General features: G+C 35.4%; 15 protein-coding genes and 1 other RNA gene. 11 read left to right on the top strand and 5 right to left on the bottom strand.

Features of this window, described 5'->3' with window-relative positions; genetic code table 11:
* The first annotated feature begins 9 nt into the window (after positions 1 to 9).
* The 3 genes from NYR30_RS07010 to yccS are packed head-to-tail and all read left to right on the top strand — an operon-like array spanning position 10 to position 3,090.
* Positions 10 to 468: a methylglyoxal synthase gene (locus NYR30_RS07010; RefSeq protein ID WP_066112548.1), complete on the top strand. Its 459-nt coding sequence runs from the start codon at positions 10 to 12 to the stop codon at positions 466 to 468.
* Between the two features lies 1 nt (position 469).
* Positions 470 to 904, top strand: a complete 435-nt coding sequence (locus tag NYR30_RS07005) for a YccF domain-containing protein (protein ID WP_302500334.1) — start codon at positions 470 to 472, stop codon at positions 902 to 904.
* A 5-nt stretch (positions 905 to 909) separates the two neighbouring features.
* Positions 910 to 3,090 carry a YccS family putative transporter gene (gene yccS, locus NYR30_RS07000; RefSeq protein ID WP_302502456.1) on the top strand — a complete coding sequence of 727 codons (2,181 nt, stop codon included), beginning with the start codon at positions 910 to 912 and terminating at the stop codon, positions 3,088 to 3,090.
* A 30-nt stretch (positions 3,091 to 3,120) separates the two neighbouring features.
* Here the strand turns inward: yccS and NYR30_RS06995 are convergent, their stop codons facing one another.
* A complete protein-coding gene (locus NYR30_RS06995) occupies positions 3,121 to 3,561 on the bottom strand; it encodes a GNAT family N-acetyltransferase (protein WP_302500333.1) in 441 nt (146 codons plus the stop codon).
* A gap of 494 nt (positions 3,562 to 4,055) precedes the next feature.
* Between NYR30_RS06995 and NYR30_RS06990 the strand changes: the two genes are divergently transcribed.
* From NYR30_RS06990 to NYR30_RS06980, 3 genes are all read left to right on the top strand, one after another.
* Complete coding sequence (locus NYR30_RS06990; protein ID WP_302500332.1) at positions 4,056 to 4,361, top strand: transposase; 306 nt, start codon at positions 4,056 to 4,058, stop codon at positions 4,359 to 4,361.
* Positions 4,358 to 5,194: an IS3 family transposase gene (locus tag NYR30_RS06985; protein WP_302502438.1), complete on the top strand. Its 837-nt coding sequence runs from the start codon at positions 4,358 to 4,360 to the stop codon at positions 5,192 to 5,194. The genes NYR30_RS06990 and NYR30_RS06985 overlap by 4 nt, the downstream gene beginning before the upstream one ends.
* A gap of 496 nt (positions 5,195 to 5,690) precedes the next feature.
* Positions 5,691 to 6,467, top strand: coding sequence for a hypothetical protein (locus NYR30_RS06980; protein ID WP_066111412.1), 777 nt, complete (start codon positions 5,691 to 5,693; stop codon positions 6,465 to 6,467).
* A gap of 204 nt (positions 6,468 to 6,671) precedes the next feature.
* Here NYR30_RS06980 and NYR30_RS06975 read toward each other — a convergent pair whose 3' ends face one another.
* Positions 6,672 to 6,785: a DNA cytosine methyltransferase gene (locus tag NYR30_RS06975; RefSeq protein ID WP_437125215.1), complete on the bottom strand. Its 114-nt coding sequence runs from the start codon at positions 6,783 to 6,785 to the stop codon at positions 6,672 to 6,674.
* Positions 6,786 to 6,847: 62 nt separating this feature from the next.
* On the opposite strand from NYR30_RS06975, the gene NYR30_RS06970 reads away from it, so the two are divergent.
* On the top strand, positions 6,848 to 7,501 hold the full coding sequence (locus NYR30_RS06970; RefSeq protein ID WP_115241497.1) for an IS1595 family transposase: 654 nt from the start codon (positions 6,848 to 6,850) through the stop codon (positions 7,499 to 7,501).
* A gap of 874 nt (positions 7,502 to 8,375) precedes the next feature.
* Here NYR30_RS06970 and ssrA read toward each other — a convergent pair.
* The 3 genes from ssrA to NYR30_RS06955 form a co-directional block, all read right to left on the bottom strand.
* Positions 8,376 to 8,742, bottom strand: a transfer-messenger RNA (tmRNA) gene (ssrA, locus tag NYR30_RS06965).
* A 92-nt stretch (positions 8,743 to 8,834) separates the two neighbouring features.
* Positions 8,835 to 9,395: a hypothetical protein gene (locus NYR30_RS06960; RefSeq protein WP_066111956.1), complete on the bottom strand. Its 561-nt coding sequence runs from the start codon at positions 9,393 to 9,395 to the stop codon at positions 8,835 to 8,837.
* Between the two features lie 33 nt (positions 9,396 to 9,428).
* A complete protein-coding gene (locus NYR30_RS06955; RefSeq protein WP_066421794.1) occupies positions 9,429 to 10,322 on the bottom strand; it encodes a Dyp-type peroxidase in 894 nt (297 codons plus the stop codon).
* 201 nt (positions 10,323 to 10,523) lie between these two features.
* Between NYR30_RS06955 and guaB the strand changes: the two genes are divergently transcribed.
* From guaB to guaA, 4 genes are all read left to right on the top strand, one after another.
* Positions 10,524 to 11,993 carry an IMP dehydrogenase gene (gene guaB / locus NYR30_RS06950; protein WP_066108276.1) on the top strand — a complete coding sequence of 490 codons (1,470 nt, stop codon included), beginning with the start codon at positions 10,524 to 10,526 and terminating at the stop codon, positions 11,991 to 11,993.
* Between the two features lie 72 nt (positions 11,994 to 12,065).
* Positions 12,066 to 12,602, top strand: a complete 537-nt coding sequence (locus tag NYR30_RS06945) for a hypothetical protein (protein ID WP_197495453.1) — start codon at positions 12,066 to 12,068, stop codon at positions 12,600 to 12,602.
* A gap of 2 nt (positions 12,603 to 12,604) precedes the next feature.
* Positions 12,605 to 13,279, top strand: a complete 675-nt coding sequence (locus NYR30_RS06940; RefSeq protein WP_066421797.1) for an HAD family hydrolase — start codon at positions 12,605 to 12,607, stop codon at positions 13,277 to 13,279.
* Positions 13,280 to 13,323: 44 nt separating this feature from the next.
* On the top strand, positions 13,324 to 14,898 hold the full coding sequence (guaA, locus tag NYR30_RS06935; RefSeq protein ID WP_066111950.1) for a glutamine-hydrolyzing GMP synthase: 1,575 nt from the start codon (positions 13,324 to 13,326) through the stop codon (positions 14,896 to 14,898).
* The last annotated feature ends 2 nt before the right edge of the window (positions 14,899 to 14,900 follow it).

Here is a 14,900-nt window from a genome sequence, read left to right as displayed (position 1 = left end):
GAGATAATTATGCAACAAACAACACGTCAATTAAAAGTACAAAAAAATGTTGCTTTAGTCGCACATGATCATTGTAAAAACGATTTAATTTTATGGTGTAAAACACATCAACAACAACTTTTACAACATAATTTAGTCGCAACAGGAACGACAGGCCATTTAATTGAAAAAGAAACTGGTTTAAAAATTAATAGTTTGTTAAGCGGCCCAATGGGTGGTGATCAACAAATTGGTGCATTAATTGCAGAAGGAAAAATTGATGTGTTAATTTTCTTCTGGGATCCAATGAATGCCGCTCCTCATGATCCTGATGTAAAAGCATTAATGCGTATTGCGACAGTGTGGAATATTCCAACAGCAATTACAAAAGCTTCTGCTAATTTCTTAATTTCATCACCATTATTTACCCAAGCGACAGAGATTCAAATTCCTGATTATCAAGGTTATTTAGCGGAGCGATTAAAATAGTATGTTAAATTTTATTCTCAATTTGTGGAATTTCTTTTTTGGCGGTTTTGTTGTGTCGCTAGGCTGGTTAATTACCACATTTTTAAGTGCAATATTGATTGTTATCTTGCCTTATACACGCAGTTGTTGGGAAATTTTTAAATTGTCTTTAGTGCCGTTTGGACATGACATTATCCATGTCAATGAATTAGAACCCCAACATTCAGTAATGAATGGTTTAGGTGCAGTGTTAAATATTGTTTGGTTTGTATTATTTGGTTGGTGGTTAGCTTTAGCGCATATTATTGTTGGTGTGATGCAATGTCTAACCATTATCGGTATTCCAAATGGAATTATGTACTTTAAATTAGTGCGTATTTCGCTCTTTCCAGTCGGGCAAAGAGTGGTTGAAAAAGATTATGCAACTTATCTAAAGCAAAGGAAAATCTTTAAATAAAAATGATGTTCAAGCTGTTTTTAGAACGAATTAATACGACTTGGTTAAACAGTAAAATTTTAGCTGTTATTCCTATCTTTCTTGCCGTCAATATAGTTTCCATTATTGTTTGGTATTTTGATATTTCATCAGTAAGTATGCCTTTAATTCTGGGAACTATTGCTGGCGGACTAGTCGATTTAGATAATCGGTTAAGCGGACGTTTAAAAAATCTTTTTTACACGTTAATTGCTTTCTCGATTTCTTCTTTAGTGATCCAAATTACCTTTGTTGATCATTATTTATTTATTTTGATCATGGCGTTACTCACGTTTTTCTTCACGATGTTAGGCGCAATTGGGCAACGCTATAACACGATTGCTTTCGGTAGTTTGGTGGTGGCACTTTACACTATTCTTGCTTATAACCCTGAACAGGTTTGGTTTGTTAATCCAATTTTGATTCTGGTCGGTACTTCGTTATATAGCCTATTAACGATGGCGATCTACTTGCTGTTCCCGTTACGTCCAGCACAAGAAAATTTGGCGAATGCTTATCTTGCACTTGCGGATTACTTACAAACTAAAGCCGAATTTTTTAATCCGGATAATCGTGAACACGATTTAGATCATAACCAAACGGCACTAGTTATGGCGAATAGTAAGGTTATTCAAGCGTTTAATCTTTGCCGCAGTGCTTTGTTCTATCGTTCAACAGGAAGTTATGTGCAACATACAACATTGAAAATGATCAACAGTTATTTTATTGCACAAGATATTCATGAACGAATTAATTCCAATTATTTTAATTATGCCGAGTTATTAGCTGATCTTAAGTATAGTGATTTAATTTTTAGAATTCGCTATTTAATTGAATTACAAGCGAAAACTTGTCGTGCATTTGCGAAAACTTTACAACGTAATCAAGCCTTTATTTATTACGGTAAGGTTAAGCACGCGATGTTGGAACTGGAACAATCTTTTGCACATTTTAAAGCGAACTCACCAGAATCAGAACATATTGCGAATTTATCAGTATTGTTAGAGAGCTTACATAAAATAGAACAGCAACTCTCACATTTGGATGTAAAAGTAAAAGAAGCCGAAAGCAATAGTGTTAATTGGCGTATTCATCAAGATCGTATTACTGGTTTAGCTAATATTTTTCGCGTCATTAAAAATCAATGCACCTTTGAGTCGCAATTATTTCGTCATGCAGTGCGTTTAACAATTGTTGTGACTGTTTGTTGTTTAATTGCAAATAATGTACCAATTGAACGTGGGTATTGGATTTTATTGACAGCAGTTTTTGTCTGTCAGCCAAATTACACTACGACGCAAGCAAGGCTTAAACAGCGGATTATTGGTACTATTTTAGGGGTGTTGGTAGGATCTTTAATGCCATATTTTACAACAAGCTTAGAAAGTAAATTGGGTATTGTGGTAATAGCGAGTACCTTATTTTTCTTCTTTAGAACCAATAATTATAGTTTCTCGACATTTTTCATTACGATTCAAGTATTGATGAGCTTTAATATTATTGGTGTTGATATTGCATCAGCAACTTTACCAAGAGCGATTGATACCATTATCGGCTGTTTTATTGCTGGTTTGGCAGTGTCTTATCTATGGCCGGATTGGAAATATTTACGCTTAAAATATACTTTAATTAATGCGCTGAAAAGTAATGCACGTTATTTATTGACGATAATGGTGCAATTACAATTTGGTAATCATAATGATCTGAAATATCGGATTATTCGTCGTCAGGCTCATGATAATGCGACAGCATTAAATACTGCTGTGTCTAATTTGAATTATCAAGGCTATAAAGATAAGAGCCGTCTAAATAATGGTTTTGAATTATTAAAATTAAATTATTCATTATTAAGTTATATTGCGGCATTAGCGACATTCCGCTCGCAAATGGATACAACCAAGCTCAGTACACAGATGTTGATCCATCTTTATCCAATTTCACGACGGATTATTACTGTATTAGATAGCTTTGATCAATTGCAAGAACAAGAATTTGCACAAGCGATACAGGAAATTAGTGAATTATTGCATCAATTACAGCAACAAAGCGTATTGGAGCAAGGAGTAGCAAATTTCTTACCGTTAGTGAAACAATTAGAAGCAATTGCTAAAACATTACCAACATTGTATTCAGATTATCAAAAAGAGATTGAATTTAAGGCATCTTAAATTTTCATTAACAACGGTCAGAATTGGTACTTAGGTATCAATTCTGACCAGCTCTACCAAACTTTTATTGCGATAATTCACATCATTTCGCAATGTAAAGCCCAATTTCTCCCAGAAGCGATTGCCTTGTTGATTATGGGTAAAGACGAGCAATGCTACTTTATGAATTTTCAATTGCTGAAACTGCTGTAAAACTTTCTCTACCATCATAGTAGCAATACCTTGATTGCGATAATTTGGAGCAACAGCAGTATGATAGATATAACCTCTACGTCCATCGTTTCCAGCTAAAATAACACCCACAATTTTTTGTTCAATTTTCGCCACAAAGCAGGTATCAGGATTTCTTTGTAGAAAACGAGTGATGCCTTCTTGTGAATCATCGAGATCATTTAATCCCATACCTTTACAAGATAACCATAATTGATAAACAGCATCATAATCAGTGATTTGCATTGGGGTGATATGCATAGGTTCCTCTTTAAGAGTTAGCAAGAAATAAAGTTTAACAAGGTATATTTTTTATTATTACTTTTCCAATATCTAGAGAAATCTTTAAAGGACTTTAAAAGCAAAATATTTGGTAGCTGTGTAATACTACATTACATAGCAGCAATGCTGAAATAGTTCAGCAGTTATTGAGCTAATTTGTATAGCAAAATATTTCTATAACAGCTGATAAAACTATTCATCAAAAAGTAAAGAGGGATTCTATGATTAAGGATGTTTTAACTTTAAGTTTACCTTTGTTCAAGGAGTATGTTATGAGATATGGTTTATGGGAAACAACCTTTGCTTTGACCTTTTTTGCAGTATGTATGATTACTGTATGGAGATTGCCAGATCTTATTGAAGCTATTAGAAAATTTAAGTATAAAAACTAAATTTAAGGGAATGTATGTAGTGGTAGACTAATTCCGCAGTCCTCAATAGGTGGTAAACTATCACAAAAAGAGGACAATTTAATGAGAAGAACATTTAGCCCAGAATATAAAGCTGCGGCAGTAAAATTGGTGACCGAACAAGGTTATTCCATCCCACAAGCGTGCTTGGAATTAGGGATAGGAGAAACGGCATTACGTCGTTGGGTAAAACAAGTACAAGCAGAACAACAAGGTTATGTATTACCAGGCAGCAAGCCGATATCCCCCGAACAACAACGCATACGGGAACTGGAGAAACGGATAAAAATACTCGAAGAGGACAAAGAAATCCTAAAAAAGGCTACAGCGATTTTTATGTCTCTCGACAACGCCGCTACCAAGCGATAAAGGCATTAAAATCGTATGGTATCAAACGGGTGTGTGCGTTGTTTGAGGTATCAGAAAGTGCCTATTATGCCCAGTTAAGACAGGGTAGCAAGCCAAACAAATATGGACGTTTATCGTTAGAAATAAAGGCATTATTTGATGAAAGTCGAGGTTCAGCAGGTAAACGGACATTGAAAGCGAGATTACAGCATAAAGGGATTAAGGTAGGATTAGCGCTTATCCGTAAATTGATGAAGCAACAAGGTTTAGAGAGTAAACAACCGAAGAAACGTTATTCTTATCCATTTGCTGAGGGACAAACGATGCCATTTAATCATCTGTTAAACCGCCAATTTACTCCAGATGCCCAAACCACCGTATTGTGTGGTGATACAACCTATCTTAAGGTGAATGGAGAATGGCATTATCTTGCAGTTGTGCTGAATTTAGCTCATCGTCAAGTAGTCGGTTGGCGATTGCAAAGAGAGCATAATGCAGATTTAGTGGTAGAGGCATTAAATCATGCGATGCTAACGACAGCAAGGACAAAAGAGATGATATTTCATTCAGACCAAGGGAGTGTTTATCGGAGTTATCCCTTTACGCAATGTGTGAAACGTCATGGATTAATCCAGAGTATGAGTCGTCGAGGTAATTGTTGGGACAATGCGCCGATGGAGCGTTGGTTTAGAAGTTTTAAATATGAATGGATGTTAAAAGGGGGTTATGCTTCATTGTCGGCAGCGAAGGAGGACATTAAGAATTATGTATTTTATTATAATACTGTTCGTCCTCATGCTTACAATCAGGGATTACCACCCGTTTTCGCAAAACAACCTATCAGGGACTGTTAAATTAGTGGATCACTACAATGCTTATGAGATGCAAGAGAAGTTATCTCAATATCCAGCTCTTATAGAGGAAATAAATACTAAGATAGGTGGACAATATCTCCATAATCTTAAACATCCTCTTGAACAAGTAATGACAAAAGCAAAACACTTTATCCGAAGTAATAGTGAAAAACTAACACTGATTAAAGCAGTAGATCATTTATTAAATTAGGTACAGAAAGCCCACTTAATTGTGGGCTTTGTTTTGTGTGATTAAAAAATTCAAATGCAATAAATGATTTTTTTACATTAAATGAATTGCTTTGAATGCAGTTTTTGAATAAAATAATTGGAGAGCTATTACAATATTGACAAAAAGTAAGTTGTTAATTTGTATAAATTTTTTTATTGTTCTTTATAACAAATTGTGAAATGAATTGGTATGGCTTGTCTAGAAATTCTAGACAGGCTTTTTTCATTTCAAAGTTAACTATCAGGAGAAACGCTATGGGTGGAGATGCAAGTTAATAAATATGTATCATGGTTTTTCAATATTATTGGTCCAGTTAGTTCTTTATTGGGCGTTATTGGTGTTGCGTTCACTGATTTATTCAATGATATTGTTAAAACGCAGATTATTTTTTGGCTTACAATAGCCCTCGTCTTATTTTTATTTTTTAGAATATATTTAGTCACAAAACAGGCGTTGAATAGGCGATATCCTAGAGGGTATTTGCCTATTGCTACTTTTGCTAGATATTCAACTTCTGATGGAAAGCGTATTCAATATGAGATCTTTAGGCATATCCAAATAAAACAATCGTTTAAAAATTCTTTTGAACATGATTTTTATTGGACTGGTTCAAAATTGCCAACAGTTTCTTCTAATATGCAAAAGGTTGGTGTTATTAAAGAAAAAGAAAATGATGATGGTCAAATAAGAAATGTAGTTCCGTTAGAATTTAAAGAAACATTATTGTATAACTCTTGTGAAGTTGTTCACATTTTAATGGATATAGATGATAGTGATGAAAAGTCTGAACCATTTTTATCACAAACAGTAAATGAACCTATAAAATCTATTCATTTTAGAGTTGAATTATTACACGCAAAAGAAGATTACTACTGTAAAACTGCAAATTTAACCTGTTATGAAACGGCAAAACCAAAAGGGTGTAAAAATATTATATCTAATGTTAAATTTGATAATTTATCAAAGAGTTATTCTACCCTTGTCGTAAACCCTAAAGCAGGATATACATATGTTTTATCGTGGGAGCGTCCTCATCAATAGAGTTATAATTAAGATTCTAATAGCCGAGGTGTAATTTAATTACATTTCGGTTTTTTTATTTAGACATATTGTGGACAAAATGCCTTAATTTTCATGATTTGTTATCTTTCGATTTCAAGGAAAGTAAAGTGGCAGTAGTTAGTTAAGTTTGTTCTTGTTTACTTATGTAGTGATGTCCTTAGCAAATCAGTATCAAATTCAATCCTAAAAATCTCTTTCATCCTCAAATGATTTTCTTGCGCCTGCAGTTGAGAATGCTTGACAAGGAGGCCCACCAACAATCAGATCGACATTTTGATTTTTTACTATATTCAAAATATCTTTAGAATTATAATTTTTTAGGGGCTGAAGTAGATTAGCACTTATGCTAAGCTACAAAAATGAAGATAACCAATTGTAAACTAAAGAAATCTATACAAAGAAAACTGCTTGAATTTTTTGTATTAGAAGTAACAGCACGATCAGCAGCAGATTTGCTTGGCATTCAAGCCAATACTGCCATCTTGTTTTATCGAAAAATTCGTCTCGTTATCAGCCATCATTTAGCACTACAAGCACATGAACTTTTCGATGGCGAAGTAGAGTTAGATGAAAGCTATTTTGGTGGTGTGCGAAAAGGGAAAAGAGGTCGGGGTGCAGCTGGTAAAATGGTGGTGTTTGGCATGCTTAAACGCCATGGAAAAGTTTACACAGTAACTGTACAAAACACTAAGACTGATACCTTACTTACTGTTATTAAAAAGAAAATACAACCAGATAGCATTGTTTATACAGATTGTTATCATAGCTATGATGTGCTAGATGTTAGTGAGTTTACGCATTATAGAATTAACCACAGTACTCATTTTGCTGAGCGGCGAAATCACATTAATGGGATAGAGAATTTTTGGAATCAAGCAAAGCGTGTGCTAAGAAAGTATAATGGAATTGATCGAAAATCTTTCCCTCTTTTTTTGAAAGAATGTGAGTTTCGTTTCAATTATGGGACACCATCTCAACAGCTCAAAATCCTGCGGAAATGGTGTCAGATTTAACGCTAATCTACTTCAGCCCCATTTTTTATATCATCAATTAAAGGGATATCTGGTCTATTTAACTCAATTGTCTGACGACAATATTTATTGTTTTCACAATACATCAAAGGGGTTAACCCTGTTTTTCCAATCCTAGGTCTAGTCCTAAAGCACCGCTAAAAAAGCTTATATAATTCATATTACTTCTCATTTAATTTGTTTGGAATTATTTGGTCACAATAAGAAATTGTTTTTTGTCTTATGAAACTTATATTTCTAAGTTATGAAAGCAACTTAAATTCATTTGTTACATTTTTTGTTGTTATATTATCAAATATTTTATCATTCCTACTAACAAGCATAAAGAGACTGGATAACTCTATTTTTTAACCCTGTCACATTATTAAATTTAGCATTTTATATTCTAAAAGCTGTTCCGAAATAAAATCTTATCTTATTGTTTTACAAGTTAAAATAATTTTAAGATAAGAAAGAGTTTCGGAACGTAAAATTGCGATAAAGCCTTTTCTGATGCGGATTTATGTCATATGCTGCCTATACGGCAGTAAAGAATTAAGGTCAATGAGGCAACGGTACGTCCTTTTTCAAAGCTGCCTTTATGGCAGCTTTATTCATCATCTTAATGATGGTTAAAAATTAATGCTGCTATTATTTATAGTAAGTAAGGCTTGTGTCAGAAAAAATAAAAGTCTTAATAGACAAAATATGTGAAATGTTATGTGATTTTAAAAAAAGAGTGATTGTTTATCTCTCTCTTTTACCTGCGGATCAGATACGGATCATTTTAAGTTATATTACTGTGATATTAAATCAAATATAAATTTAATAAATCATTGATTTTATTATTATAGTTGTATCACAGTGATATTAAATTTGGTGGAGCTGGGGGGAGTTGAACCCCCGTCCGAAATTCCTCTACCTTCAGCACTACATGTTTAGTCTAGTCTTTAATTTCACTTACTCACTGCGGACAGACACGCGATAAATAAGCTAGCTTGATTTAATTTAGTGTTTCGATCCTCAAGCGGCGGCTTCCACACGATCTCGTTTAGGATGACTTATCTGAACCCTCGTCTTACGAGCGGAAGCTGAGGAGATAAGGCTTTAAGGCAGGTTATTAAGCTGCTAAAGCAAATTGTTCGTCGTTTGCGACTATTGTTTTGCGGTTTATTTACGAGGCCTACCGCACCTCGACATGCACCTTGGGCTTCGCTAATCCCGTCGAATCCTAGATCAGCCCCAAAAAAACGGCTTTATTCTAGCAAAATTTCTCATAAAGAGAAAGGGTAGGGTGTACTGATAATGCTCAGTTAGCCTACCTATCATACTGATATTATGCTGAATTTTTTAATAATAACTCTTCAACATTTTTAAAGAGGTTCGATAAAGCTTGTGATTCTTCTAATAATAGAGAAAGCATTTCTTTCCTAAAATCAGCAATTTGAACTTCTGATAGATTTTTAATGTGTTCCTCTTTTTGGCGAATAAGAGAATTAAAATTGTCTTGTCGGTTCACGATATCCATAAAATATTTATGAATTTTTTTATGTTTTTTAAGAGTATTGTATTTTACGCAAACCTTAACAAAAGGCAGAATATAAGAACTTTCAATTAACTCTTGATAATCGCGGATTGATTGGTATATGCCGTCAAGATCATTAAGTTGTAAGGTACTAAATTTAGTTTTTCTAGTTTCAGTAAGAATATTTATTCTGGCTAAACGTGTGTAATAGTAAATTTCACCTTTTATTTCATCAGCAGATTTTTGATTATCTTCTTTGTGTTTAATAGTTTGTTGCACCAGAAATAATGCACCACCGCCAAGAAGAGGGCCAATAACATCCAAGACATTGTCAAAAATTTCAAATTGTGGGCTAGATAAAAATTCGAGCATTTGGCACCTCTTTTTGGCAAATAAAAAGTGATTTTATAGATTTACTAAACGTTCCAATGATGGTGCAAAATAATAACTTCCAGTCACTGGTTTTGTAAATCCTAATAAGCGATCAGTTTTACCATCAATTTCACCGAACATACTGAGCAATTGTTGTTCTATATTGTGTAATGTGCCGCAGTAAGAGATAAAATAAAGCCCATGTTTGCCGCTTGCAGTACCATAAGGAAGGCTTTGACGAATAATTTTTAAACCTTTGCCATTCTCTTTTAAATCAACACGTCCAACATGAGAAGTTGGCGGCACCTCATCTAATTCAACGCTATCTGGTTTAGTACGTCCAATAACTTGCTCTTGTTTATGCTGATCAAGTTTTTCCCATTTATCTAATTGATGTTCCCAACGTTGGGTGAATACATAGCTGCCATCTTTATCAATGCCATCAGCAACGAAGCCAATTTCTCTACGACGTTCTTCGCCAGAAGGGTTTTCAGTACCATCAATAAAACCAGTTAGATCGCGATCTTCAACCCAACGGAAACCATGAATTTCTTCATCAACTCTGATTGCTTGGGCAAAAATTTTGAGAACTAATTGTGCCAATGTGAAATTTACATCATGACGTAGTGAAAGGATATGAATCAATAAATCACGTTGTGTTGCTGGCGCAGCCAAATTACCCTTACCTAATTGCACAAATGGCTTGAGTTCTTGGGCATCAGCTGCGTTTGAAAGTTTACGCCATGCATCATAGCCAAATGCAACCACACTATGAATGTGTGCATCAGGGTGTTTTTGTTGTAATGATTGGGTCGCTTTAACGAACTCTTTGCAGGCTTGGGCAATGGCGGAATAGTCTTCAATTTTTGCTTCAAGATAAATTGCAGCTTTACAATTTTCAAATAAAATACCTGTTTGTACAGTCATAAATAACTCCATTCTATGTCTAAAAAATTTGTGAATATTATAGCTCAAATTGAATAGGAGCGAATGATAGAAATTACCTATGTAATCGTTTGCTCATTTTCTGGAAAAGTCATTTTCAAGTAAGAAAAAAGTCTGTATAATTCCGCCGCAATATTTTTCACCTATTTGATTCATTAACTTTAACAATAGAGAGATATTGCAATGCTTAGAGTAATTAAAGAGGCCCTCACTTTTGATGATGTTCTTCTTGTTCCTGCACACTCCACCGTATTACCCAATACGGCAAATCTTTCAACCCAACTTACTCAAAAAATCCGTTTAAATATTCCAATTTTGTCAGCAGCAATGGATACCGTTACAGAAGCAAAAATGGCGATTGCGTTAGCGCAAGAAGGCGGGATTGGTTTTATTCATAAAAATATGAGTATTGAACGTCAAGCTGATCGTGTACGTAAAGTGAAAAAATTTGAAAGCGGTATTGTCAATGATCCGATTACTGTACGTCCAACAGCAACCCTTGCCGAAGTGGCTGAACTAACTAAGAAAAATAAATTTGCTGGCTATCCAGTTACTTCCGAAGAAGGTGATTTATTAGGTATTGTGACAGGGCGTGATACGCGTTTTGTTTCTGATTTATCTGTGCCTGTTACAGAAGTGATGACTCCAAAAGAACGCCTAGTTACTGTGACAGAAGGTGAGTCAGGAAATCGTGAACATATCTTCAAATTAATGCACCGTCATCGTGTTGAAAAAGTATTAGTAGTAGATAATCAATTCAAATTAAAAGGAATGATTACCCTCAAGGATTACCAAAAGTCGGAACAAAAACCAAATGCGTGTAAAGATGAATTTGGACGTTTACGTGTTGGTGCCGCAGTGGGTGCTGGTCCAGGTAATGAAGAACGTATTGATGCGTTAGTTAAAGCGGGCGTTGATGTATTATTGATTGACTCATCACATGGGCATTCTGAAGGAGTGTTACAACGTGTGCGTGAAACTCGTGCAAAATATCCAGATTTACAAATTATTGCCGGTAATGTAGCAACTGCTGATGGGGCGATTGCTTTAGCAGATGCTGGCGCAAGTGCTGTGAAAATTGGTATTGGACCTGGTTCTATCTGTACTACTCGTATTGTGACAGGGGTGGGCGTACCACAAATTACGGCGATTGCTGATGCGGCAGAAGCCTTGAAAGATCGCGGTATTCCTGTGATTGCTGATGGTGGTATTCGTTACTCTGGTGATATTGCTAAAGCGATTGCTGCGGGTGCGTCTTGTGTGATGGTTGGCTCAATGTTGGCAGGTACCGAAGAAGCACCGGGAGAAATCGAGTTATATCAAGGTCGTGCCTTTAAATCTTATCGTGGTATGGGATCATTAGGCGCAATGGCGAAAGGCTCATCAGACCGTTATTTCCAATCAGATAATGCAGCGGATAAATTGGTTCCGGAAGGTATTGAAGGACGTATCGCTTATAAAGGTTTCTTAAAAGAAATTATTCACCAACAAATGGGTGGATTACGCTCTTGTATGGGCTTAACTGGCTGTGCGACTATCGAAGAACTTCGTACTAAAGCGCAATTTGTGCGTATCAGTGGTGCAGGCATTAAAGAAAGCCACGTTCACGATGTAACCATTACCAAAGAAGCGCCTAACTATCGTATGGGGTAAAAAAAGTGATCGCACTGTTTAACAGTGCGATCAAATACAAAATCTGAATATGATTTTTCAAGGAAAGCGTTAATGAATATTAATGAATTTGTAGCAAAACTGGCGAGTCAAGAAGAAACGAATCTAGAAAATGCTAATGAAATAGATGATACCTTACCTGAACCAGTGAAAAAATTACACTTGGCTGTACAAAGTATAGAGGGTATTACTACAGTTGGCGTTAATCGTCATATGCTATTTGATCTTAAAAGTGATGATTTTTCATTACCAGTCTATGCTGATTTGCCGCTTGGCTGTTTGCAGCGGACACAAGGCGGTTTAGATGATGAAGTTCTGATCTCAATAGATTTTGCTATTAATTCTGATAAAAATGGTTTAAAGGCATTAGAGTTTTTGTCTTGGTGGGTAAGAGATCTTGCTAGAAGTGGCTGGAGTGTGCAGCTTAGAGCGTTAGCATTACCACCAATAGCTGGACAGTTAGGCAAAACATTAACTTTTACCATTGACTATTTTTATCGTGATCCTGCACAAGATATGCAGCAATTACTAGATAAAGTCCTTGAGTTAGCCGAAAGTTTAAATGCAGCTAAACAAATGTATTTGGAATAACTATGCTACAAGCAATTATCTTTGATATGGACGGTGTTATCGTTGATACCGAATATGTAGAGTTTGATTTACAGCAACAGTTTATTGAAAGTATTAAAGAACCTAATCAACCAATTACGTTAGAACAACGTTCTGAAGTTGTCGGTCAGTCATTAAGAGAAATTCCTAAAATTATTAAAAAATTAAGCGGTTCGTCATTATCTATAGAAGAAATTCGAACTCGTTATTATGCTTTTTTTACTGAACTTTTTAGCAAAGTAGATTACCGCTCTATTTTTCGTCAGGATATTGAAAAAATTATCCAATTTGCTAAACAAAATCAGCTAAAATTAGCAGTGGCTTCATCATCACGAATGAATCATATCAATAATATTTTATCGACTTGCGGTATCAAAGATCAGTTTGATCTAATTGTTAGCGGTGAAATTTTTGAGCGTAGTAAACCCGATCCAACTATTTACCGTTATACCTTAGAAAAATTAGGTGTTAGTGCCGAAAATGCTGTCGCCGTAGAAGATTCTTTCTATGGCATGCAAGCAGCGAAAAGTGCTGGCTTGCGTGTGATTGGCTATGAAGAAAAACGTATGATAATTGATCAATCTTTAGCAGATTATTTATGCAAAGATATGAACGAAATTTTGGCTATCGTGATGAAAATACATCAACAACAGATTTAATATCAGCAAACTATAACTACCTTTAAATCAACTAGAGAAACAACATGAATAACATTCACCAACATAAAATTTTAATTTTGGATTTTGGTTCACAATATACGCAATTGATCGCGCGTCGTATTCGTGAAATTGGCGTTTATTGTGAATTATGGGCGTGGGACGTTGCGGAAGAGGATATTCGTAATTTTGCGCCGAATGGAATTATTCTTTCTGGTGGTCCAGAAAGTACGACTGAAACGGGAAGCCCACGTGCGCCGGAATATGTCTTTAATGCTGGTGTGCCAGTGTTAGGTATTTGTTATGGTATGCAAACAATGGCAATGCAATTAGGCGGTTTAGTTGAATCTTCAACTACACGTGAATTTGGCTATGCTAATGTAGAAGTTTTAACAAAAGATAAATTATTTAATGCGTTGGAAGATGCTCGTTCTGCACAAGGAAATCCATTATTAGATGTTTGGATGAGCCATGGTGATAAAGTAACTAAGATCCCACCACAATTCCATATTTCTGCTGCGACAGAATCTTGCCCAATCGCTGCAATGGCTGATGAAGAGCGCCGTTTTTATGGTGTGCAATTCCACCCAGAAGTAACCCATTCTAAGAAAGGTTTAGAATTATTAGAAAACTTTGTTGTGGATATTTGTCAATGTGAAAAACGTTGGACAGCGGAAAATATTATCGAAGATGCTGTTGCTCGTATTAAACAACAAGTTGGTAATGATGAAGTGATTCTTGCACTTTCTGGCGGTGTGGATTCTTCAGTAACCGCTTTATTATTACAACGTGCGATTGGTCATAATTTACATTGTGTGTTTGTGGATAACGGTTTATTGCGTTTAAACGAAGGCGATCAAGTTATGGAAATGTTTGGCAATAAATTTGGCTTAAACATTACTCGTGTAAATGCAGAAGATCGTTTCTTAGGTGAATTAGCGGGTGTAAGTGATCCAGAAGCAAAACGTAAGGTCATTGGTAAAGTCTTTATTGATGTGTTTGATGAAGAATCACATAAGCACACTAATGTGAAATGGTTGGCACAAGGTACTATTTATCCAGATGTGATTGAGTCAGCAGCGAGTAAAACAGGTAAGGCACATGTAATCAAATCACACCACAATGTTGGCGGTTTACCGGATTATATGAAATTAGGACTAGTTGAGCCGTTAAAAGAGTTATTTAAAGATGAAGTACGTAAAATTGGTTTAGCGTTAGGCCTACCATACGATATGCTTTATCGCCATCCATTCCCGGGGCCGGGTCTTGGTGTGCGCGTACTCGGTGAAGTGAAAAAAGAATATTGCGATCTATTACGTCGTGCTGATGCAATCTTTATTGAAGAGTTACACAATTCAGGTTGGTATCATAAAGTAAGCCAAGCCTTTACTGTATTCTTACCGGTGAAATCAGTTGGTGTAATGGGCGATGGTCGTAAATATGATTGGGTTGTGTCATTAAGAGCAGTAGAAACTATCGACTTTATGACTGCACATTGGGCGCATTTACCTTATGATTTATTGGGTAAAGTTTCCAACCGTATCATTAATGAAATTAATGGTATCTCTCGTGTTACTTACGATATTTCGGGAAAACCACCAGCAACTATTGAGTGGGAATAAAA

It is taken from the genome of Gallibacterium salpingitidis (genome assembly GCF_030517105.1).
In the GTDB taxonomy this organism is placed as follows: Bacteria; Pseudomonadota; Gammaproteobacteria; order Enterobacterales; family Pasteurellaceae; genus Gallibacterium; species Gallibacterium salpingitidis.
This window is presented reverse-complemented; position numbering and strand designations above follow the sequence as displayed.